At 69.6% G+C, this 22,742-nt stretch carries 18 protein-coding genes; 6 read left to right on the top strand and 12 right to left on the bottom strand.

All coding sequences use genetic code 11. The annotated features are described in order from the left end of the window. The first annotated feature begins 1 nt into the window (after position 1). Positions 2-2,335, top strand: a complete 2,334-nt coding sequence (locus KVY00_RS14155; protein WP_223043507.1) for an arylsulfatase — start codon at positions 2-4, stop codon at positions 2,333-2,335. 204 nt (positions 2,336-2,539) lie between these two features. Here KVY00_RS14155 and KVY00_RS14160 read toward each other — a convergent pair whose 3' ends face one another. The 3 genes from KVY00_RS14160 to KVY00_RS14170 are packed head-to-tail and all read right to left on the bottom strand — an operon-like array spanning position 2,540 to position 6,663. After that, a complete protein-coding gene (locus tag KVY00_RS14160; RefSeq protein ID WP_223043508.1) occupies positions 2,540-2,851 on the bottom strand; it encodes an EthD family reductase in 312 nt (103 codons plus the stop codon). Positions 2,852-2,894: 43 nt separating this feature from the next. Next, positions 2,895-4,532, bottom strand: a complete 1,638-nt coding sequence (locus KVY00_RS14165) for an amidohydrolase (protein WP_223043509.1) — start codon at positions 4,530-4,532, stop codon at positions 2,895-2,897. Positions 4,533-4,572: 40 nt separating this feature from the next. Further along, positions 4,573-6,663: a primary-amine oxidase gene (locus KVY00_RS14170; RefSeq protein ID WP_223043510.1), complete on the bottom strand. Its 2,091-nt coding sequence runs from the start codon at positions 6,661-6,663 to the stop codon at positions 4,573-4,575. 209 nt (positions 6,664-6,872) lie between these two features. On the opposite strand from KVY00_RS14170, the gene KVY00_RS14175 reads away from it, so the two are divergent. Together KVY00_RS14175 and KVY00_RS14180 are read left to right on the top strand one after the other, a co-directional pair. Beyond that, positions 6,873-7,688, top strand: a complete 816-nt coding sequence (locus KVY00_RS14175; protein WP_223043511.1) for an SDR family NAD(P)-dependent oxidoreductase — start codon at positions 6,873-6,875, stop codon at positions 7,686-7,688. Between the two features lie 55 nt (positions 7,689-7,743). Continuing rightward, positions 7,744-9,453: an amidohydrolase gene (locus KVY00_RS14180; RefSeq protein ID WP_223043512.1), complete on the top strand. Its 1,710-nt coding sequence runs from the start codon at positions 7,744-7,746 to the stop codon at positions 9,451-9,453. Between the two features lie 108 nt (positions 9,454-9,561). Here KVY00_RS14180 and KVY00_RS14185 read toward each other — a convergent pair whose 3' ends face one another. From KVY00_RS14185 to KVY00_RS14220, 8 genes are all read right to left on the bottom strand, one after another. Continuing rightward, a complete protein-coding gene (locus tag KVY00_RS14185; RefSeq protein WP_223043513.1) occupies positions 9,562-10,257 on the bottom strand; it encodes an ABC transporter ATP-binding protein in 696 nt (231 codons plus the stop codon). After that, positions 10,254-12,017, bottom strand: a complete 1,764-nt coding sequence (locus tag KVY00_RS14190; protein WP_223043514.1) for a branched-chain amino acid ABC transporter ATP-binding protein/permease — start codon at positions 12,015-12,017, stop codon at positions 10,254-10,256. Before KVY00_RS14190 ends, KVY00_RS14185 begins: the two co-directional genes overlap by 4 nt. Then, positions 12,004-12,879, bottom strand: coding sequence for a branched-chain amino acid ABC transporter permease (locus KVY00_RS14195; RefSeq protein WP_223043515.1), 876 nt, complete (start codon positions 12,877-12,879; stop codon positions 12,004-12,006). Before KVY00_RS14195 ends, KVY00_RS14190 begins: the two co-directional genes overlap by 14 nt. Positions 12,880-13,002: 123 nt before the next feature. Continuing rightward, positions 13,003-14,181 (bottom strand): ABC transporter substrate-binding protein, encoded by a 1,179-nt coding sequence (locus KVY00_RS14200; RefSeq protein WP_223043516.1) that lies wholly within the window; start codon positions 14,179-14,181, stop codon positions 13,003-13,005. A 49-nt stretch (positions 14,182-14,230) separates the two neighbouring features. Next, complete coding sequence (locus KVY00_RS14205) at positions 14,231-15,049, bottom strand: MoaF C-terminal domain-containing protein (protein WP_223043517.1); 819 nt, start codon at positions 15,047-15,049, stop codon at positions 14,231-14,233. Positions 15,050-15,288: 239 nt separating this feature from the next. Next, entirely contained in the window at positions 15,289-16,251 is a 963-nt protein-coding gene (locus KVY00_RS14210) for an AraC-like ligand-binding domain-containing protein (RefSeq protein WP_223043518.1), read from the bottom strand. Between the two features lie 61 nt (positions 16,252-16,312). Next, the gene (locus KVY00_RS14215) at positions 16,313-17,581 is read right to left on the bottom strand and encodes an aspartate aminotransferase family protein (protein ID WP_223043519.1); all 1,269 of its coding nucleotides are present in this window, start codon (positions 17,579-17,581) and stop codon (positions 16,313-16,315) included. Between the two features lie 72 nt (positions 17,582-17,653). Next, positions 17,654-18,652 carry a phosphotransferase enzyme family protein gene (locus KVY00_RS14220; protein ID WP_223043520.1) on the bottom strand — a complete coding sequence of 333 codons (999 nt, stop codon included), beginning with the start codon at positions 18,650-18,652 and terminating at the stop codon, positions 17,654-17,656. Positions 18,653-18,766: 114 nt separating this feature from the next. On the opposite strand from KVY00_RS14220, the gene KVY00_RS14225 reads away from it, so the two are divergent. Further along, the gene (locus KVY00_RS14225; RefSeq protein WP_223043521.1) at positions 18,767-19,375 is read left to right on the top strand and encodes a TetR/AcrR family transcriptional regulator; all 609 of its coding nucleotides are present in this window, start codon (positions 18,767-18,769) and stop codon (positions 19,373-19,375) included. A gap of 368 nt (positions 19,376-19,743) precedes the next feature. Here KVY00_RS14225 and KVY00_RS14230 read toward each other — a convergent pair whose 3' ends face one another. Beyond that, the gene (locus KVY00_RS14230; protein ID WP_223043522.1) at positions 19,744-20,313 is read right to left on the bottom strand and encodes a TetR/AcrR family transcriptional regulator; all 570 of its coding nucleotides are present in this window, start codon (positions 20,311-20,313) and stop codon (positions 19,744-19,746) included. Positions 20,314-20,493: 180 nt separating this feature from the next. Between KVY00_RS14230 and KVY00_RS14235 the strand changes: the two genes are divergently transcribed. Next, on the top strand, positions 20,494-22,170 hold the full coding sequence (locus KVY00_RS14235; RefSeq protein WP_223043523.1) for a CocE/NonD family hydrolase: 1,677 nt from the start codon (positions 20,494-20,496) through the stop codon (positions 22,168-22,170). Then, complete coding sequence (locus tag KVY00_RS14240; protein WP_223043524.1) at positions 22,167-22,715, top strand: DUF3237 domain-containing protein; 549 nt, start codon at positions 22,167-22,169, stop codon at positions 22,713-22,715. Before KVY00_RS14235 ends, KVY00_RS14240 begins: the two co-directional genes overlap by 4 nt. Positions 22,716-22,742: the final 27 nt, after the last annotated feature.

Genomic DNA, 22,742 nt, shown 5'->3' on the forward strand with positions numbered 1-22,742 from the left:
GGTGGGGGATCGACCGGCGCAACCCGAGCTCTCGCGGCGGGGATACGAGTCGTTCGGCGGCCGCGCCGCCGAGTTCGTCTCGGACTCCGTGCCGTGGTGGCCCGAGCGCCCGACCGCTCGCGATGACGCCCCGAACGTGATCGTGATGCTGGTCGACGACCTCGGCTTCAGCGATCTCGGTCCGTTCGGCAGCGAGATCCCGACTCCGAACATCGACGCGCTGGCCGATGACGGATGGGTGTTCACGAACTACCGCACCGCCCCCATGTGCTCGCCGGCCCGCGCCGCCCTCATGACCGGTCTCAACCCGCACCGCGCGGGCTTCGGCTACGTGGCGCACACCGATCCCGGGTACCCGGGCTTCACCTGCGAGCTGCCGCAGGACGCCCCCACCCTCGCCGAGTCCCTGCGGGCCGGCGGGTACGCCACCTTCGCTGTCGGCAAGTGGCACCTGACGCTCGAGTCGCGCCTGCACGACGCCGCCGACAAGTCGTCCTGGCCGCTGCAGCGCGGCTTCGATCGCTACTTCGGCAGCATGGACGGCTTCACCTCGCTGCATCACCCGCACCGCCTCGTGCGAGACAACTCCGTGGTCGACGTGCAGCAGTTCCCCGACGGCTACTTCCTCACCGACGAGCTCACCGACGAGGCGCTCGCCATGATCGACGAGCTGCGGGTCAACGACCCGTCGAAGCCCTTCTTCCTGTACTACGCGCACACCTCGGTGCACGGGCCGATCCAGGCGAAGGAGGCCGACATCGCGCGCCATCGCGGGCGCTACGAGGCCGGGTGGAACGCGCTGCGCGAAGCGCGATTCGCGCGGCAGCGGGAGCTCGGGGTGGTGCCGCCGCAGGCTGAGCTGCCCGCCGACGCCATCGCCGACGGGGATCGGATCCCGAGTTGGGAGTCGCTGAGCGACGAGGATCGCGCGCTCTTCGCCAGGCATATGGAGGTGTACGCGGCCGCGGTCGACGAGGTCGACCAGAGCGTCGGCCGCCTCGTCGAGCACCTGAGGCGGCTCGGCGAGCTGGAGAACACGATCGTCGTGCTCGCGAGCGACAACGGCGGCACCGCGGAGGGCGGCCCGAGCGGCACCCGCAGCTACTTCGCCCAGTTCGGGCACTCGGCTCCCGTGCCCGACGGCTGGGTGCGCGACGTGCCCCGCGATCCCGAGGATATCGGCGGCCCCAGGCTCTTCAGCCAGTACCCGACCGGCTGGGCGCGCGTCTCGAACACCCCGTTCCGATCGTTCAAATCGTCGACGTACGAGGGCGGCGTGCACGCGCCGCTCATCGTCTCGTGGCCGGCGGCTCCCGCGCGGGCTCGCGGGATTCGGGATCAGTTCGTATTCGTGTCGGATCTCGCCCCGACGATCCTCGAGCTGACCGGGGTGCCGCCGCTCGCCGAGCTGCGGGGGAGGCCGACGCAGGAACCCGACGGCAGGAGCGTCGCCGGGGTGCTCGCCGATCCCTCAGCCGAGGGCCGCGAGGCCCAGTACTTCGAGTGCGTCGGGCGCCGCGCGATGGTCGACGGGGAGTGGAAGGCCGTGTCCCCACTGCCGCCTCGCCGCGAGGAGGGCGCCGCCGGCGGATCGTGGGAGCTGTACCACCTCGCCGACGATCCGACCGAGACCCGCGACCTGGCCGCCTCCCACCCCGAGCGGGTGACCGCCCTCGCCGATCGGTGGCTCGATGAGGCCTGGAACAACGCCGTGCTGCCTCTCGACGACGACGGGACGCTGCACAGCAATCGCCCGGAGACGGAGGCGCGACTCGAGGCTCCGGTGTCGCTCGTGCCGTTCCGCCCGCCGCTCGAGCGGTTCAGGTCGGCGAAGCTGACCGTGCTGAAGTCGTTCGTCGTCGAGGCCTCACTCGAGCTCGAGGAGGGTGCGGCCGGTGTGCTCGTCGCCCACGGCGACCAGGGCGGAGGATACCTGCTGGCCATCGAGGACGGCGCGCCGATCATCTCCTACAACGCCTACGGCGACATGCATCGCGCCCGGGGGGCCGCGCTGCAGCCCGGGATCCGGGAGCTCGTATTGCGCGTCGACGAGCTGGAGGGGCTGCGGTGGCGCCTGCGGCTCGAGGTCGACGGCGTGCCGTCCGCGGAGATCGCCGCGGTGCCCATGCTGCTGGGCATGGCCCCGTTCACCGGCATCAGCGTCGGCTACGACTACGGCGGGCCCGTCGACTGGGACCTGCACGAGCGGCACCGGGCGTTCCGCTTCTCAGGCGGTAGGATCTCGCGGCTGCGTTACGTGCCCGGCGCTCGCTCGCGGCACGACCCCACCGTGCTGCGCGCAATCGGCGAGGCCGTCGCAGAGCTCGCGGACTGAGGCGCGCGCTCCTGGCCTGCGCTCCTGCTCCTGCTCCCGCACGCTCCCTCGCTCCCGCTCCCTCGAGACCGCCTATTCGTATCGAGTCGGCCCGGAATATGCGCGAATCATGGGCCGGCTCGCAATAAATGGGACGGCTCGCGAGGGGCGGGCGGGAGCGGGCGGGGCAGGGCGGGGTGAGGGCAGGGCGGATCAGCGGCAGCCTCAGCCGAGCGGCAGCGTCTCCACCGCGAACGGGAACACGACCGCGCCGCCCGTGGCGTAGTTCGGCACGTCGGCCTCGACCGCCCGCCCCTCAGGGGAGGCGAGCGCCGCGCCGAGCGCCGCTTCGTCGGCGAACGTGGCCTGGAAGATGCCGTAGTAGGGGCCCTCGCCGGGCTCGCAGATGTCGAGCGAATAGGTGATCTCCTGCACTCCGGGGAGCTTGGCGCAGAGCGGCAGGTGAGTGCTCAGGTAGTAGTCCCTGAACGCGGCGCGGTCGGCGGGCTCGGGGTAGAGCACGGTGAGCTTGTGCATGGGGTTCTCCTTGAAACTATGGCGGTTCGGCGGCAGCGCCGGATCAGTCGCGGGCGTACACGCGTCGACCGGTGAACCAGGTCTCCACGACGGTGGTCTGCACGAGCTCCTTCGCGGGGTGCTCGAACGGGTCCCGATCGAGCAGCACGAAGTCGGCCGACTTGCCGACCTCGAGCGAGCCCGTCTCCGAGGCGAGTCCCATCGCGGTGACGGCCCCGATCGTGAACGCGGAGATCGCCTCCTCGAGGGTGATCGCCTGCTCCGGCCAGAGCGTACCGGGGTACTGGCCGTTCGGGTCCTCGCGGGTGACGAGGCCGTGGATCCCCTCCCACGCGTTGGGCGAGGCCGCGACGGGCCAGTCGGATCCGCCCGCGACGATGGCGCCGGCGTCGAGCAGCGCACGGTTCGGCTGCATCTTGTCCGCGCGCTCGCGCGGCAGCACCTCGCGGATCGCCTCGACGATCGGACCCGGCACCCAGATGAAGGGGCAGATGTCGGCGTCGACGCCCAGCTTCGCGAAGCGCTCGATGTCGTCCGGGTGCACGAACTGGCCGTGGGCGATATGGTAGCGGGTCTCGGTGATGCCCTCGCCGCGCAGCGTCTCGACGGCGTTCAGCACCTCGTGCACCGAGGCGTCGCCCGTGCAGTGGATCTTCGCCGAGAGGCCGGCTTTCGCGACGCGGCGCAGCCAGTCGGTGAGCTCCTCGGGCTTCAGCAGGGTCTCACCGTGGTGATGGTCGCCGTGCACGTCGTCGGGGAGGTAGGGCTCCAGGAACGCGCCCGTGCGAGTCGGCGGCACGCCGTCGAGGAAGATCTTCACGAAGTCGGGGCGGTGGTGCTCGGTGCGGTACTGCTCGCCGTTGAACACGAGGCCGTCACCGATCTCGGTGAAGCCGAAGATGTCGTCGTTGATGAGCATCGACGAGATCACCCAGGCGTCGAGCTCGCCTGCCGCGTCGAGCGAGCGCAGCGCCTCCATGATGTGGTTCGAGACGCCCGCGTCCTGGAACGCGGTCACTCCGAAGGAGTTCAGGATCTCCACGCCGCGCTGCGCCGCGCGCCGTTCCTGCTCGGGCTCGAGCCCGCCCGCCGCCTGCTGCGCCTTCGCGACGGGCAGCCCCGCGGCCTCGAGCAGCACGCCCGTGGGCCGGCCGTCGGCATCGAGCACCACACCGGGCTGCCCGGCCTCGATCCCGGCGATCTCCATCGCCCGGGTGCTGACCCAGCGGTTGTGGTGGGAGTCGTCGGAGAGCATCACCGGGCGCCCGCCCGCAGCCTCGTCGAGCTGCGCGAGCGCGTCGGCCGTGTTCACCTCGTTCAGGCGGTCGCTCGCCCAGGGGCCGCCGACCACCCAGGCGTCCGCCGGCAGTTCCGCGGCGTGGGTGCGCACCGCCTCGAGGATCCCGTCGAGGTGGGCCCCGATCGGCACGCGCAGCTCGAACAGCTCCTCCTTGCCTGCGAGGAAGAAGTGGTTGTGCACATCTGCGAGCCCCGGCATGAGGAAGGCCCCGGCGAGATCGCGCACCTCGGTATCAGGGCCCGCCAGTGCGCCGACCTCATCGGCCGATCCGACCGCGACGATCCGTCCTCCCGCTACCGCGATCGCCTCGGCGCGCGGGTTCGCCGGATCGACCGTGTAGACGCGGCCGTTGGTGAGGATCAGATCGGGCTGTGTGGTCATCGTTGACTCCGTTCGTGGGGTGTGGTGAGTTGAAAACGGGCTACTTGCCGCAGGCGCAGCGCTCGTTGCCGCAGCGGCAGGTCTCGCCCGCGCAGCATCCGCAGCCGGATCCCGCGCAGCAGCCGGATCCCGCGCCGTCCGAGGCGCACGCGCCGCCCCCGGCGCGCGCGTCGGAGGCGAGATCCATCGCGGGGTTCCGGTCGAGGAAGCCGTGCGGCTTGAACCAGAAGCCCGAGTAATCGACGGGCATGATCGGCCAATCCTCGGTGCGCGGGATGTGGGTGGGGCCGAAGACGTGCCACAGCACGATGTCCTCGCCGTCGAGCGAGCGGTCGGCCTTCGTCCACTCGGGCAGCCCGGCCCCGGGCGCGTGGGCGTTGGGGTAGAAGCCGGCCGGGTAGAGCTCTTCGGGATCGTACCGGGTGCCCCACAGGTGCTTCGTGGCGAAGTTGGCGCGCCCGTGCACCGTCGATTCGGGCTGCGCCGCGAGCAGCATCTTGCCCTCGGGGATCAGCCAGTACGAGGTCGGCTTGCCCACGTGGTTCTTGCGGTGCGCGGACCGCACCTCCCACACCCGGCCGGTGAGGCCGTTGGCGATCCGCTGCGCCTCCTGCTCGCTCCTCAGCTGCGTGTCCGACCAGGTGAAGGCGTTGCCGTAGGGGTTGTCGGGGCCGGTCGGGATCTGCACCGCCTCGACCTCGTGCAGCGTGTTGTCCTCGCCGTCGATGGCGGCATCGATGCGGGCGCAGAAGAGGTGCTGGTGCACGGGGGTGAAGATGCCGGGCGCGATCTCGGTGCGGTGCGCGTCCTCACTGCCCGGGACCCCCGCGCCCGCGAATACGATGCCGGTGGCTTTCGCCTCGACCTGGATCGAGCCGTCGAGGTAGAAGTACCAGAAGAAGCCGTAGTCGTAGTTGCCGATGGTGGCGAAGTAGCTGACTACGAGGCGGCGGCTGCGGCGCACCTCGGCGTTGCCGTCGAGGTCGGTGTGCTTCCAGAGGATCCCGTAGTCCTCCTCGTGCATGCAGATCGCCTGGGGGATGCTCACGGGGTTGCCGCGGTCGTCGGGCACGAACGCGTCGAAGTAGTGGATCACGCCGAGGCAGTCGCAGCCGAGCGCGAGGGAGTTCGCGTTCTTGCCGAGCAGGTACTCGCCGGCGTCGAAGTAGCTGATCCAGTAGCGGCTCACCGAGGTGTCGCCGTAGGGCACCACCATCTCGGGCACGCTCGCTCGGTGCGCGACCGAGCGATCCTCGTCGCCGTCGCGGAAGCTGATCTGGTTCAGCACCAGACCCTCCTGCTGCGTGAATCCGACCCTGAACTTCCAGTTCTCCCACTGTACGAGGCTGCCGTCGACCGAGAACGACGGCCCCTCCGGCTGCGTGATCTCGATGGGCTTGAGGCTCGTGCGGGCCGGGCCCTGCACGTCGAGCGTGTAGTTGCCGTGCGCCTCGGGCACGGGGATGTCGCCCTCGTCGTCGATGCGGATCACCCGGCGCTCGGTGAGGTCGACGTGCACCACGAGGCCCTCGACCGGGTGCGCCCACGGGCTGTCGGTCTCGGAGTCGCGCAGGTAGGTGTGCGAGCGCACGATCCGCTTGCCGACCTCGTCCTCACGGCCGAAGAAGCCGGGCGCGAGCGGGGAGCAGAATGCGAGCTCCATGCGGTCCTCGAGGCCGCGGCGCTTCATAGCGGCCTGCCACTCCGAGGAGGCCTTCACGATCGCGGCCGCATCCTCGTACTCCTCGAAGAGGTACTGCGGCTGACCGTAGGGCGCCTCGCCGTTCGGCAGCACCCGCAGGCTGTCGATCTCGCCGCGCGTCACAGCGACGATCGCCTCGGAGGCGACGCCGGTGCTGCGATCGAGCAGCGTCACCCTGATGCGGCGGTCGAGCGCATCTCCCGGCTGCCACGCCGCGAGGTCGGCCTTGGGCGGATCGACGGGCAGCATGCGCGGCACTCGCGTGTGCCCGGTGAAGTGCCCCGCGTCCGCGAGGATCCGCCGCGCTTCGGCGATCTCGTCGCCGGTGAGCGGGTCGAGCGGGTGCTCGACCGTCTCAGGAGTGGTCACTCGCTTGCCGTGGGTGTGGGTGGCGTCGGGTCGATGCTGGCGGCCTGCGGCTTGCGTCATTGAAAATCATCCTCGTCGTGGTGAACGTTGGGGAGTTCCCCTCAGTATCCCAAGCGGCTTGGCATTTGGACAGTCGAGCAGTTGACTCTGCGGGAAGAGTGCTGCGCTGCGAGTGCCCACACCCTCCCCGGAGGCGCCCGGAGCCGAGAAGATGTGAGTGGACGGGTCATGGCGATCCGCGGAACAGGCCTCCGGCGAAAGGAACCTCAATGGCAGACAAGAACGACGGCGTTCAGGGGCGAGTGGTCGTCATCACGGGCGGCGGCACCGGCATCGGAGCCGCGATCGCCGAGCGCTACGCGGGCGAGGGCGCCCACGTCGTGCTCATCGGACGCAGGATCGGCCCGATCGAGGACGTCGCGGCGAAGCTGGGCGGCACCGCGATCGCCGCCGACGCGGCCGACGGCGAATCGGCTCGCGCCGCAGTCGCGCAGATCGTCGACAAGTTCGGCCGCATCGACGTGCTCGTCGCGAACGCGGGCGGCCACGGCTTCAACGCGGTCGGCGAGACCGACGACGATACCTGGGAATCGTCGATCAAGGTGAACCTGACGACCGCGTTCACGATGTCGCGCGAAGCCCTGCCGGCGCTCATCGAGAGCCGCGGTCAGATCGTGGTGATCTCCTCGCTCGCGGGCGTCTTCGCCGGCCCGAAGGTCGCCGGGTACACCACGACGAAGCACGCGCTCATCGGCCTCACCCGCTCCCTGGCCCGCGACTACGGCGTGCACGGCGTGCGGGTGAACGCGGTCTGCCCCGGCTGGACCCGCACGCCGATGGCCGACGCCGAGATGGACGAGTTCATGGGGCACGTACCCGAGATCGCCAGCCGTGACGAGGCGTACGGCCGTGTCACCCGCGACGTCCCGCTCAAGCGCGTCGGCGAGCCCGACGAGATCGCATCGGTCGTGCGCTTCCTCGGCTCGAACGAGTCGTCGTACATCACCGGGGCCGTGATCATGGCCGACGGCGGCGCGCACATCGTCGACCTCCCGACGCTCGCGTTCGAGCACGCCGGGATGTGAGCGACGCGGATCCCGCGCCGATCCTCATCGAAACCGACTGACCGGAGGGAACACCATGGAGACTGCCGATCTCGTGCTGCGCGGAGGCAGCGTCTACACCCTCGACGAGGCCTTCACCGTCACGCAGGCGATCGCCCTGCGCGGCGGCGAGGTGCTCGCCACGGGCTCCGACGAGGAGGTCGCCGAGGCGATCGGGCCCGACACTCGAGTGATCGAGCTCGCGGGGCGGGCCGTGCTGCCCGGCATCGACGACTCCCACCTGCACGCCGCGGCGTGGGGGATCGGCAGCCCGCCGTACTCGCTCGACCTGTCGTTCCCGGCCGTGCGCTCGATCGCCGAGATCGCTGAGACCGTGCGCGGGGCGGCGGAGACCGCGCCGCCGGGAGAGTGGATCGTCGGTCAGGGCTGGGATGTCGGCTATCTGAGCGAGTGCCTCGACGGCGAACGCGCGATCCCGCACCGCTCCGACATCGACGGCGTCTCGCCGGAGCATCCCGTCTGCCTCACCGATTTCTCCGGCCACATGGTGCTCGTCAACAGCGCCGCGCTGCGCCTCGCCGGCATCGATCGCGACACCGTCGCGCCCGCGGGCGGGGTGATCGACCGCGATGAGAGCGGCGAGGCCACCGGCATCCTGCGTGAGGGAGCGCAGGATCTCGTGCAGTCGATCATCCCTCGCCCCGATTACGAGACCCGCAAGCGGGCCATCGCCGACGCCGTGCGCCGGCTCAACGCTCGCGGGATCACGGCCTACACGGAACCCGGGCTCGGCCCGGGAGGCGAGGGCGTACTCGGCGGCGCGCTCGGCGGCGACGCCATCCGCGCCTACGAGGAGCTGGTCGCGAGCGGGGAACTGACCGCGCGGGTCTCGGTGCTGCTGCTGCCGCTCGCGATGGGGGAGACGGCGGATCGCCTCGAGCCGCGCGTGCGCGAGCAGCAGGCGGGGCTCGGCGACGTCGACCCGCGACTCGTGAACGTGATCGGGGTCAAGCTGTTCGCCGACGGGGTGCCGCCGAATGAGACCGCCTACATGTACGAACCCTACGGGCCGTCGCAGGGCCACGGCGCGCTCTGCGTGCACGGCGCCTCGGAGCCGCTGCAGGAGGCCGAGCTGCGCCGCGCGATCGCAACGGTGCATCGTATGGGACTGCAGGCCGGCGTGCACGTGACGGGCGATCACGGCATCGACATCACCGTCGCCGCCTTCGTCGCCGCGAACGACGAGCACCCCCGCGACGACGCCAGGCACTACGTGATCCACGGGGACTTCATCTCCGACGAGCGCCTCGCGCAGCTCGGCGAGCGCGGCTACGGCGTCAACATGAACCCCGGCATCAAGGCGCAGATCACCGACCTCATGGACGCCGTGGTGGGCGAGGAGCTCTCTGCGCGCCAGTGGCCCACCCGATCCGCGGCGGAATCGGGCGCGACCTTCTGCGCCAGCTCGGATGCGCCGGTGACGGCGCCCGACTGGCTCGCGGGCGTCGCCGGTATGATGACCCGTCGTTCGAAGGCCACGGGCAGGGTCTCGGGCCCCGAGCAGTGCGTCGACCTCGAGACCGCGCTGCGGGCGTACACGACGAACGCGGCGAAGCAGAGCTTCGCGGAGCAGTGGCGCGGATCGCTCGAGCCCGGCAAGGTCGCCGACCTCGTGGTGCTCGACCGCGATCCGAGGTCCGTCGAGCCCGAGCGACTCACCGAGCTGCGCGTCGACCTCACCCTCTTCGGCGGCGAGACGGTCTACGAGCGGGAGTGGCGGGCGTAGCGGGCCTCCCGGCGCCCCCCGTCATCACGAATAAGCGCGAAAGGCGGGTTTCGCATCTCCGACCGCGGCCAGAGATGCGAAACCCGCCTTTCGGCGTGAATGCGCGGGCTACCCGCCCAGGTATGCCTGGCGCAGCAGCTCGGGATCCTCCTCGAGCGCCTTCGCCGACCCCTGCGGGTGGCTCACCCGGCCGCTCGCGACGACCATCGCCTCATCGGCGATGCCGAGCGCGAGGTGCGTGAACTGCTCGACGAGCAGCACGCCCACGCCAGACGCCGCGATCTGCTGTATGAGGGGCAGCAGGCGCATGAACACGACGGGCGCGAGTCCGAGCGACATCTCGTCGATCAGCAGGAAGCGCGGCTTCGACGCGAACGCGCGGGCGAGCACCACCATCTGCTGCTCGCCGCCCGACAGCAGCACGGCCTGCGAGTCGATGCGCTTCTCGAGCTCGGGGAACGACTGCAGCACCTCCTGCACGCCGGCATCGTTCTTCGCGGTCAGCAGCAGGTTCTCGCGCACCGTGAGCGACGGGAAGATCGCGCGCCCCTGCTCGATGTGCGCGATGCCGGCCCGCGAGCGCTGCACGCGGTTCCACTTCGCGATCGACTCGCCGTCGACGGTGATGTCGCCCGCCGCGTGGCCGATCACACCCGACACCGACTCGAGCAGGCTCGTCTTGCCTGCGCCGTTCGGGCCGACGAGCGCGAGGATCCTGCCCTCCCGCACGGTGAGGTCGACATCGGAGACGACCGGTCCGGCCCCGCGGCGAACGGTCACACCGCTCAGTTGCAGTTCGTTCATTGCGTCATCTCCGCATCTCCCATGTAGGCCGCGATCACGGCCGGGTCGTCGAGCACCTCGCGGGTCGGGCCCTGGGCGAGCACCTTTCCGAAGTCGAGCACGGTGAGTTCGGTGCACACGGAGCGCACGAGGTCGAGATCGTGCTCGATGACCACGATCGCCGTGTCGAAGCGCGACGGGATCCGGGTGAGCCGGTGGCCGAACTGCAGGTGCTCCTCGTGCGAGAGACCGGCCGCCGGCTCGTCGAGGATCAGCACGCGCGGGCCCGACAGCACTGCGGCCGCCACCTCGATGAGACGGCGCGTGCCCACGTCGACGTTCGCCAGCTGCTCCTCCGGGGGAGGGCAGCCGAGGAACGCGAGGGCGTCGGCCAGCTCGTCGTGATCGAGGCTCTTGCGCGCGACGAACCGCACGTAGGCCTCGACCGACAGCTGGGGCGGCACGCGATCCTGCTGGAACGTGCGGCGCAGACCCTTGCGGGCGCGGGCCACCGGCGAGAGCCGCGTGATGTCCTCGCCGTCGAGCAGCACCGTGCCCGTGTGCTGGGGCAGGAAGCCGCTGACCGCATCGACGAAGGTCGACTTGCCGGCGCCGTTCGGCCCGATGAGACCCATGATGGAGCGCGGCTTCACCTGCAGGGACACGTCGTCGTTGGCCTTGAGGCTGCCGAACTGCACGCCGAGGCTGCGCACCTCGAGCACCGGGGCGGCGTTCTCCGGGATCGGTTCGGTCGCCTCGGGTACGGCGAAGACGTCGAGCGCGGTCGTGCCGACATCGCTCGCGACGGCCTCGGCCTGCGCGGCCTGCCGTTTCTTCGCCCGCTTGCGGAACCCACCGCGGATCACCTCGCCCAGATTCGAGCCGCCCGTGATCGCCTGGATGCCGAGCAGACCGAAGATGACGAAGCCCCAGTCCTGGGGCACGCCCCAGCGCTTCAGCAGCTCGGGCACGAGCACCCAGAGCACACCGCCGAAGATGGCCATATCGATGAGGTAGGCGCCGCTCATCACCGCGAGGATGTAGAGCGCGAGCGACATGATGGGCGTGAAGCTCGAGGCGTAGGGGATCCCGACCTGACCGGCGAGCAGGCCGCCCGAGACACCGCCGAGAGCCGCGCTGACGGCGAACGCCGACAGCTTCGCCATGCGCACGCTCTGGCCGACCGCGGCCGTGCCGCGCTCGGAGAAGGCGACGGCCTTCCAGCTGCTGCCGACCCGGCTGCGCTGCACGAGGAACACGAGGTAGGTGCAGACGACCAGCACGATGATCGAGAAGAAGAAGTACTCGCGATCGCTCGAGAAGAGCCCGGGCCGCTCGACCGAGAGGCCCTCCTTCTGACCGGGGAACTGGGTCTGCACGAGCAGCACGTCCACCGCCGCTGCGGCGCCGAGGGTGACGACCGCCAGGTTGACGCCGCGCAGACGCAGCGCGGGCAGGCCGAGCAGGATGCCGGCGACCGCGGCGACGACCGCTCCGGCGAGCAGCCACACGATGAACCCGCCGGGAGCCTCGTTCTGATTGAGGAAGGTGACGACCCACGCTCCGATGGCGCTGAACGTGAGCTGGCAGAGCGCGATGATGCCGGCCGAACCCGTGACGATGCCGAGACCGAGCAGCGAGATCGTCGCGGTGACCATGCTGATGGCGAGGTAGACGACGTAGCCGGAGAGCCCGACGCTCAGGGCCCAGCCGATGCCGAGGCCGATGACCGCGATGGCGATGGGCAGGACAGTGCGCAGGCGCCGATTAGCGAGCAGCATCCCACACCTCCTTTCGCTGCGACCACAGCAGCAGGATGACGATGAAGATGAGCGGCACGAAGTTGCGCACCAGCGCGAGCTCGTTGACCTGGGCGACCATGCCGTTGATCAGTCCGAGCAGCAGGCCGCCCACGACCGCGAGGTCGAGCCGCTTGAACCCGCCGAGCAGGGCGGCCGCGGCGGCGGGGATGATGAGCATCGAGAGCGTCACCGCGTCGTTCGACTGGGTCGGAGCGATGATGAGGATCGTGACGGCGCTGATCGCGCCGGTCACCGCCCACACCCCGATGGCCAGGGGCTTCGACGAGATGCCGATGAGCTCCGCCGTGGTGGGGCGGTCGGAGAGTGCGCGGAGCTTCGTGCCGATGGTCGTCTTGCGCAGCACCAGTGCTGCGGCGACGGCGACGAGGATCGCGAGCGTCACGGTGATGACCGTGACCCAGCTCACCACGACCCCGGCGATGCTGAATGCCGGCCCGTTGAAGATCGGAGCGAAGGGCTGCGGCTTGTTGCCGAAGAGGATGTAGGAGAGCGACATCAGCAGCAGGAAGGGGCCCACCGTCATCGCGGATCGCGTGGACAGGTCGGCCTCGGACAGCCAGGTGGCGGCGATCCAGCCGATGAGAGCCGAGAGCAGCGCGCCGACCAGGATGCCGGCGATGGTGGCGAGCCAGACGGGCATGCCCAACTTGCTGGCGAACCACACCGCGACGAACGCGGCGAACATACCGGTCGCCGCCTGGGCGAAATTGACGACGCGCACGAGGCGCGACATGAGCGTGAGCGTGACCGCGAACACCGCGTACACGCCACCGGCGGCGAGGCCCGAGAGCGCGCCCTGCAGCAGGGCTCCGCCGTTCACGATCGCCTCCCCGGTGAGTGGTGGGAACTGAGAAGCATGGGAATCCTTCGATATCTGAAACGGAGGTACCCGGTGTGGCGGAGGGGGTCCCTCCGCCGCACCGGGTAGAAGACCGGAGAGGTCTTACTTGGCGGGGATCATCAGCCAGTCCTCAGCGGCCTTCTCCCAGGTGTTGGTGCCCGACTGCAGGGTGACGGGCCAGCCGCCCGGCTCGTAGTCCTGGGCAGCCATCTTGTCGAACTGGTAGGGGTAGGCGAGCATGGGGGTCTCGATCGGATCCATGTTCTTGAGCGCCTCGTTGACGCTCTCGCGGGTGATGTCGCCGTCGATGCCCTCGAGCACCTCGACCATGAAGGTCGCGGCAAGGTAGCCGCCCTGGCTGAACGAGGTGAGCGTGATGTCGTTCTCCTCCATCAGCGACTTCCAGTCGGCGTTGACCTCGCTGTCCTCGGTGAAGGGGTAGAACTCCGCGGGCACGTAGACGCCGGCCGCGCTGTTGTCGATCGCCTTGGCGAAGCTCTCGCTGTACACCGAGGTGAGCATCAGGAAGGTGACGTCGTCCCAGCCCTGCTGGTTCGCGGCCTTGATCATGCCGATCGCGTCTGGCTCGACGTTGTTGGTGACGATGCCGTCGCAGCCGGCCTCCCTCGCCTTCACGACGTAGGGGGTGTAGTCGGCGCCGCCGTAGGGCACGGTGTCGTCGACGTACAGGGGCTCCTTGCCGGTGATCTCGCTCCAGCGGTCGACGCCGGCCTGGTAGGCGGGGCCGGTGGAGCCGATGACGCTGGTCAGCACGCAGAGGTTCTCGAGGCCGAGCTCTTCGGAGCCGTAGAGCATCGTGAGCGTGGTGTCGTTGAACGGGCCGATGTTCGCCGCGCCGATGTTCGGCGAGTTGAAGCAGCCGGGGTCGACGCCGATGCCCTGGATCGAGCGCACGTCCTCCTGCTCGTAGTACTTCGCGTTGATCTCGCAGTCGAGCAGCGAGGCGCCGCCGACGAGCGCGACGACCTCGTCGCTGCCGACCAGCTCTCGCGCAGAGGCCGTGGCGGTGGCCGGGTCGGCCTTGTCGTCGGTGACCTTGTACTCGATCTGGCGGCCGTTGATGCCGCCCTCGGCGTTGACCTTGTCGAAGACGGCGGCCGCAGCCTCGGACGCCTCGGGGAAGGTGGCGGGACCGCTGATGGTGTTGACGGAGCCGAGCTTGATCGGCCCGCCGTCACCGCCCTCGCTGCCCGCGCAGCCGCTCAGCACGAGTGCTGCTGCCGCGGTCAGCGCGGCAGCGCCCAGGATGCGTGATTTCATGGTGTGTCCTCTCGGATGGATGAAGGGGTGCTGCAAGAAGAAAGTGCGATCAGACCGGCTGCGCGTCGGGGTACTTGACGGTGCCGAGCGGGTAGATGTGGCCGCCCGCTCGGGAGTGCTCCGATTCGCCGTCGCCGTTGATGCCCAGGAAGATGCCCGTGGTCATGAGGTTGTAGCCCAGGTCGTGCAACCACACACTCGCGACCGAGATGCGGAACTCCCGGAAGCAGAAGAGGTAGAGACCGTCGTCCAGCTTCCATACGGTCGACAGGTCCATGTCGCCGTGGCCGCGCTGCACGCCCTGCAGGTTCTGCCAGGCGTAGCGCTCCGTCGACATGTAGACGTGCTCGTAGAGGTGCTCGGGGCTGTAGCGGTAGAGGTTGCGCATGCCGATGAGGTCGCGCGATTCGCCCGGCTCATCACCGATCGCATCGGCGCCGTCGATCGTGGCGGCGTGGAAATCCTGCTTCACCTGGGGCTCGCCCTCGACGCGCTCGGCGTCGATGTGCGAGTGGGTGACGATGGCTCGGCCGGTGCGCTCGGACCAGACCACGGTGACGGCCTCGCGATCCCGCGATTCCAGGGGCAGGTTCAGGAAGAACACGTCCTTCCGAACCTGCACGGCGTCGTAGGGATCGGTCGCGTCGGCCTCGGCGATGGTGCCGCTCGCGCTCCACCTCGCGGTGTCCGAGCCGAAGGCGAGCGAGAGCGAACTACCGTCATCGAGGGTGAGCGAGAGCTCGCGGCCCTCGAGCGACACGTTCGGCAGACGATACGTGTCGATGCCCGCCGCGAACTCGTCGTAGGTGGCCCACTCGTCGACGCCGCGACGCTCTTCCGTGAACTCTGCGATCTCTGCTTCTGTCATCTGCTTCGTCTCCTTTGATGAAGTGCGGACCGGGCTGCAAGCGCCGCGGAACCCGGAAGTGTTACCACTGTAGACAGACGGGCGTCCGCCGAGGGCGGCGATCACCGCCTCCGACAACGGTCGTGCGCTACCGGTCAACGAGTGTTACGAGTAGGTTGCGATCGGGTGTGCGCACCCGTCTTTCTGCGCACGTTCGTCGCCCTGCGCCTGGGCGCAGGGCGACGGGTGAGGACCGCGCCTCAGGCGCGGCGCAGGTCGCTCGGCGAGACCCCGTACGCCGACTTGAACACGCGGCTGAAGTGGGCAGCGTCGGTGAAGCCCCAGCGGGCGGCGATGGCCGAGACCGTCCGATCGCTGAGCACGGGATCGAGTAGGTCGGCGCGGCAGCGCTCGAGACGGCGCTCGCGGATCCACGTCGAGACCGTGGTCTCGGCCTGCCTGAACAGCGAGTGCAGGTGGCGGGTCGAGATGTAGTGCGCGGCGGCGATGCTGCCGGGGGAGAGATCGGGCGACGACAGGTGCAGGTCGATGTAGCTGTAGATCTTCTGCAGCAGGACCTGGTGCGGGTCGCGCTGGCCCGGTTCGGCGTCGAGGATGCTCGAGAACAGCGTTCCCATGAGGTCGAGGCTCGTGTGCGCGAGCTTCGCGCGGATCGGATCCGAGAGATGCGCGAGCTGCGCCGGGAACTGCGAGAGGAACGCCGTGATGACCGGCGCGATCCCGCGATGCTCCTGGCTGAGCGAGACCGCGGTCAGCTGATCCGTGAAGGCGCTCGGCAGTTCGAGCCGATCCTTCGGGAACATCATGATGAGGTTGCGGAAATCCTCGCCGAACAGCAGGGAGTAGGGGCGCGAGGTGTCGTACACCGAGAGGTCGCCCGGTCGCATCACGAGCTCCCTGCCGTCCTGCACCAGGATGCTGCTGCCCGAGAGCAGTAGACTCACCTTGTAGTACCCGCTGCCGCCGTTCGCGATCGTCTCGGGGGTGCGCTCGACGAGGTGCGGCTTCGCCGCGATCTCGGTGAAGACCACGTCGTCGGCGTCGGCCGAGCAGAGCCGCGCGGCGAACGGGTCGGTGCGTTCGGCGCTGACCTCGAGCGGCACGAACGAGCGCGAGACGATACGGCGGAACACGCCGAGACTTTCGACCTGAGTCGGTCGGGAATCTGCGCGAGACACGTGCTGCTGTTCTGCAGTAGGCATGTCGTTCACCTTTCTCATGATGCAACGTCGTCGATGCAACACCTTGCGGAGAGGATACCCGCTAAACCTCGGAGAGGGACTCTTCGAGCGCATCCAGCAGGATGGGCAGCTCGGCCTCGCCGAACGCGAGCGGGGGGCGCACCTTGAGCACGCTCTCGTCGCGGCCGATCCGGGAGATGAGCACCTTGCGCGCCTTCATCGCCTCGACGACCTGCTTGGCGAGCTGGGGCGCGGGCTCACCGTCGATCGCGAAGTCGAGCCCGAGGAACATGCCGACGCCCTTCGCCGAGCGCACGAAGTCGTACTGCTCCGCGAAGCCGCGGAAACGCGCTGCGGCCTCCTCGCCGAGGGTCTTCGCCCGCGCCATCAGCTGCTCCTGCTCCATCTCGATGAGCACGGCCTCGCCGACCGCGGCCGAGACCGGGTTGCCCGCGAAGGTGTTGAAGAACTCGTTGGTCGAGCCGAAGGCGTCGAGCACGGCCTCGCTCGTGACGACCGCCGACATCGGGTGTCCGTTGCCCATCGGCTTGCCCATGGTCACGAGATCGGCGTCGAGCCCGGCGTACTGGTGCCCCCACATGTGCGTTCCCGTGCGGCCGAAGCCGCTCTGCACCTCGTCGGCGATGACCATGCCGCCGGCCGCCTTGATGCGCGAGGCGATGCCCTCGATCAGGCCTTCGGGCAGGCGGGGCATGCCCTCCGTCGAGAACAGCGGGTCGAAGAGGCACGCGGCCACGCCGTAGCCGGCCTCCTGCAGCGACGCGATCGAGGCGTCGAGCGATGCGAGGGTCTCAGCGAGCACCTCGGCCTCGGGGCGCGGGTCGCGATCGAGATCCGGGATCCGCAGCGCTCGCACGTTCGGGTCCAGCGGCGTCGCGGTCTTGAGCCCCGTCGTGAGACCGGCGAGCGTGATGGTCGTGCCGTGGTAGCTGTAGTCGGACACGATCATGCCCGTGTTGCCGGTGAGCTGGCGCGAGATGCGGATCGCGAGTTCATTGGCCTCGGATCCCGAATTGCCGAAGAAGATCCGATCGAGGCCCTGGTCGAATGTCGTGAGCAGGCGCTCCGAGTAGTCGACCACGCGCTCGTTGAGGTAGCGGGTGTGCACGTTGAGCGTCGCGGCCTGCTCGGCGAGCGCGGACACGACGCGGTCGTTGCAGTGGCCCACGTGGGGCACGTTGTTGTAGCCGTCGAGGTAGCGGTCGCCCGACGCCTCGGTGAACCAGACGCCCTTCGCCGACACGAACTGCAGCGGCTCGTTGTAGAAGAGGGGCGAGTAGGGGCCGATGGTGCGGTTGCGGCGCTCGATGAGTTCGGCGTTGGAAGTCATGGGGTTCTCCTGGGTCTGTGTTTGCGTCATCCTGGGCGACGGGGGAGTCGCAGGAACTCGGCGGGGCATGGGCTACGCGATGAGCTCGCGGGAGAGGCGGACGATGTTGGGCAGCACCGTCGTGGCGTGCCACTCGGCGGTGGGTTCGCCGCGGCGGTCGGCCGCCCATCCGAGGTAGGTGAGCCCGCGGGCGAGCAGGATCGCGGGGAACACGTCGTGGTCGGCCTCGTCGAGCGGACGCACGGCCTCGTACCCGGCGAAGAGCGCGTCGCGGTACTCGGTGTAGCGGGGGTGCGGCGTGAAGAAGTAGAGCGCGGTCGCGAGATCGAAGAGGTGCCAGCCGGCGGCGAAGTCGTCGAAGTCGATCAGCACGAGGCCGTCGCGGGTGCGCAGCACGTTCTCGGGCGTGAGATCGGCGTGGATCGGGCCGAAGCGGTGCGCGGGGGTGCCGTAGGCGCCGAGCACCTCGCGGATGCGCTCGATCGCCGCGACCACGGCTTCGCGATCCTCGCCCCGCAGCTCATCGATGCGCAGCGGGTCGCCCCAGGCGGGCTCGGCGCCGACGAGCCCCTCGAGATCCCAGTCGTCGCGCGGCACGGCCATCGTGTAGCCGGACTGCTCGGTGGCGCGGTGCACCTCGGCGGCCAGTCGGCCGAGCTCGGCGAAGTCGGCGGCGTCGAGGTCGGCGCTGCCGTCGACCGCGGTGCGCTCATCGCCGAAGTTGCCGTGGTTCGGGATGAGGTGCTGCAGGTCGACCTGGTGGGGGCCCGCAGCGTGGTCGCGGCCGACGACGCAGAAACCGCGGCCGTCGCGGGCCGTGACGAAGTTGGGCACGGCGACGCCCTCGCCGTGGAGGGCGCGCACGAAGTCGAGTTCGCAGCCGAGCTCGTCGTCGGTGTGGTAGCCCTGGCGGTGCACCCGCAGCACGTAGTCGGTGCCCCCGTCGCTGAGCGAGAAGACGAAGTTCTCGCGCTGCTTGAGCAGAGTGAGGTCGGTGGCGGGATCCATGCCGTACTCCGCGAGGGCCTCGCGTGCGAGCTGGGTGGCGATGGGGAGATCGACGGCGATCATTCGGTTCCTTCCGGCGGATGCCGCAGCGGAGAGCCCGTGCGGAAATCTATACGCCGAGTATAGAAACCAAACTCGGAGTACACAAGTGGCGCGCGCAGCTTCTACACTGATGGGGTGACCGCAACGACCGCACCCCAGACCACGCTGCGCGAGCGCCGCCAGCAGCGCACGCGCGAGGAACTGGTCGACGCCGTGCTCGCGGTGATCGGCCAGAGCGGCCTCGCCGACACGACCATCGACCGGGTGTCGGCGGAATCGGGCATCTCGCGCGGCACCGTCTACGCCTATTTCCCCGGCGGCCGCGACGAACTGCTGCGCGCCGCGTACGCGCGACTCGGGCGGGGGCTCGTCGAGCGCACGCGAGAGGCGGTGTCGGCCGCGGGGGACTGGCGGGGCCGGATCGTCGCCCACGCCCGGGCCATGTTCGACCTCGCGGGCGATGCACGCATCGGCCACTTCTACAACGTGTCGGGGCCGACGCTCATCGTCGACGGGGCGGAGCGCGGCATCGGTTCGGGATCGAGCATCGTGATGATCCGCGAAGCGCTCGAGGCGGCGCAGACCGCGGGGGAGGTCGACGCCGAGGTCGACGCCGACACCGTGGCGGCGCTGCTGGTCGGGGCCATGCGGGAGGCGGCGATCGGAGTGGCCGCGGGTGAGCGGGACGCGGATCGCGCCTTCGCCGCGTTCGCCCGACTCATCGACGGGCTCGCCGCGCGGTAGCTGCGGTCTGCATTCGCGAGCGGGTCTGGTTCTCGGTTCGCCGGCGCAGTCCTGCCGGCTCGGCGGATCCCATTCCGCGCGCCGTTGCAGACCTCCTGCACCGTTGTAGACCCGCCGCGCGGTGCGGCGGCTGCTCCTTCGCGGGCCATGCGCTGCCGCGCTGCGCGCTCTAGCCGCAACTTCCCGGGGACCTGCCGGTGTTCCCGGGTCGCTTTCTGCCGTGTCATCGATTTGGGGTCAGTTTCTGCCGTGTCGCGCCGGACGACACGGCAGAAACTGACCCCAAATCGTTCGGGCTGTTCGGGCTGTTTGGGCTGTTTGGGCTGTTTGGGCTGTTCGGGTCGTTCGCGTCGTTCAGGAGGGTGCGGTCACAGGGCCTCGAGCAGGGCGTCGACGGCGGCGCGCGCGCGGGCGGTGCGGCCGTCGTCCCGGTCGAAGTCTCCGATGAATACGTTGCCGAGCGCGGCTGAGAGCACTCCCTGGGCGGCCGCCTCGCGTGTCGCGGCGGGGGCGTCGGGCTTGGCTTCGGCGAGGTAGGCGGAGAGTCTCTCGCGTGTCGAGGTGTAGGCCGCGGCGAGCACCTCCGCGATCTCGGGGGTGGATCTCGCGAGCTCGACGAACGCGAGCACGATCGCGTTCTCCGCGCCCGAGGCCGCGAACTCGGGGCCGAAGAGGAAGTCGAGGGCGCTGCCGAGGTCGTCGATGGCGACGGGCAGGATCGCCGGCTCGCCGCGCTCGTCGGCGTAGAAGGCGCGCGCCGCGTCGAGCAGCAGGCGATCGCGATTGCCGACGAAGTGCCGCACGTGACCGCGTGACATGCCGGCGGCGTCGGCGATGCGGTCGAGCGTCGTCTTGCTGATCCCCTGCTCGGAAATGGTCTGCAGAGTCGCCTCGATGATCTGCTCGCGGCGCTCGTCGGCGACCGAGGGGCGTGCCATGGGCCCTCCTTTCCGGGGTCGGTGCGGTGCTCCAGGGCGAGCGGCACCCTCTCGAAGACTAGCGCGATCGCGTCGCCGAGAAAAATTGTCTAGTCCGACTTGACTATTTATTGAAGTGACCCTAGCTTGGTTCTCACGCGGACGGCCCGAACCGTTCCGCCCACGTCCCGAAGGAGCGACATGACGACGCAGTACCTGCACCTGGCCCCGGCGCCGGTCAGCCCGCTCGCACGCGAGGAACGCGTGCGAACCCGTGACGGGGTGCGCCTCGCGACCGATGTCTACCTGCCCGCGGGTGAGGGGGACCGGCGCGATGAGACTCCGGGCTATACGATCCTGATCCGCCTGCCCTACGACAAGAGCGGCGAGTACACCTTCATCCCGCTGATCGCCGAGTACTTCATGGCGCACGGCTACCGCGTCGTGGCGCAGGACGTGCGCGGTAAGTTCCGCTCGGAGGGCGAGGCCCTGCTGTTCGTCAACGAGGTGCGCGACGGCGCCGATACCCTCGACTGGATCGTGCAGCAGCCCTGGTCGAACGGCCGGGTGGCGATGTGGGGCGACAGCTACTATGGCTACACGCAGTGGGCCGCCGCAGCGAGCGGCCACACGGCCCTCAAGGCGATCGCGCCGCGTCTCACCGGCACCCGGCTGGGCGAGCCGGTGCACCGGAGGCACGCAGGCCGCACTCGCGCGGTGGAGATGGGGATCACGAACCTCTACCCGCTCACCCACTTCTTCGGCGGCGACACGTATCTGTGGGAGCCGGACTGGGACCGGCGCGACTTCGCGGCGCAGGCCGAGGCGTTCATGGCCGAGCGCGGCCGGCGATCGGTCTCCTACGACCAGTGGGTGCCGCACCCGGTGATCCTGCCGCGCTTCCCCCACGGGAGCCCGTTCACCGGGCGCTCCGTGCCGGTGCTGCACACGATCGGCTGGTGGGACAACTGCGCCCCGCTGTCGTGGGCCGACGAGGCCGAGATCGCGCGGCACCCGCACTGGGACGCGCACCGCTACCTGCGCATCGAGTCGATCGATCACGAGAATCACACGCTGCTGGAGCCCCCCGAGGATCGGGTCGAGGACCGCAGCGAGGATCAGATCCGCGCCATGCTCCCCGCCTATCTCGACCCCGCACTGGAGTTCTTCGACATATTCGTGCGCGGCAAGGGTCGGCCGGCTGATATGCCCCGGGTGACCTGGAATCTCGCCGGCACCGATGAAATGCGCACCGCCCCCGAGTGGCCGCCTGCGGGCATTCGCATCGAGACGCGTTTCGCGACGACGAGCAGACGCCTCGTGAGCGAGCGGCCGGAGCTCGAGTCCGAGCTTCACTGGGAGCATGACCCGGCGAACCCGGTGCCGTCGAGCGTGCCCGACGCGTTCTCATACCTGCTGCACCTGCCGGACGAGGCTCCTCTCGGCGCCCGGCATGACGTGCTCGTGTTCGAAGCCCCGGTGCAGGAGGGCGACGTCGACCTGGCCGGTCCGGTCATCGCGCGGGTACGGTTCCGCTCGACGGGCCCGGTCGCCGACTGCTTCGTGCGTCTGCTCGACGTGGCTCCCGACGGGACCGCGCTCAGGATCGCCCGAGGTCAGATGCAGCTGCGCGACGCGACGCGGCCGGAGACCCTCGAGATCGATCTCGGGCAGGTCGGCTACCGGCTGCGCGCCGGGCACCGGCTGCGGGTGCATCTGTCGAGCAGCGACTACCCCGAGTTCCTGCCGCAACCCGGTACCGGGGCGGACCCCTGGACGGACGGCGAACGGATGATGCCGAACACGCAGACCGTCGTGGTCGGGGGAGTTCACGCCCTCGCCATCGATATACCCGTGCTGGAAGGAGCACTCGTATGACCTCGCAGAAACCCGGATCGACCCCTGAGTGCGCTGCGGTGGTGAGTCGTGCAGATCCCGACTCATCCCTGCCTGATCCCTGCCTCGAGTACGTCTTCGAGATCCGTGCCACGATCGAGCCCGATGTGCGTGTGGGTCGCGGCGTCGACGAGGTGCTCACCTTCACGCCGATCTCGGGCGGGAGCGTGGCCGGGCCGCGGCTGAACGGGGAGGTGCTCGCGGGAGGCGGAGATTGGGCCGTGGAGCGCTCGGGGACCTCCCAGCTCGAGGCGCGCTACCTGATCCGCGCTGACGACGGCTCCGTCATCGACGTGCTCAACCGCGGCTACTTCCGCGCGAGTGACGATGTGATCGCCCGCATGGAGCGTGGTGAGGCGGTCCCCGAGGACGAGCCCGGACTCTACTTCCGCACCGCCCCGGTCTTCCAGACCGATGCTCCCGCGCATCGCTGGCTCGCCGAGCATCAGTTCATCGGCCTCGCGCGAGACGGTGAGAGCGAGACGGGGGAAGCGCAGGTCTGCGTCCGGGTCTTCGCGGTGCGATGATGCGGCGGATCGGGCTATCCTCGTCAT

Source organism: Leucobacter tenebrionis, from assembly GCF_019884725.1.
Lineage (GTDB): Bacteria > Actinomycetota > Actinomycetes > Actinomycetales > Microbacteriaceae > Leucobacter > Leucobacter tenebrionis.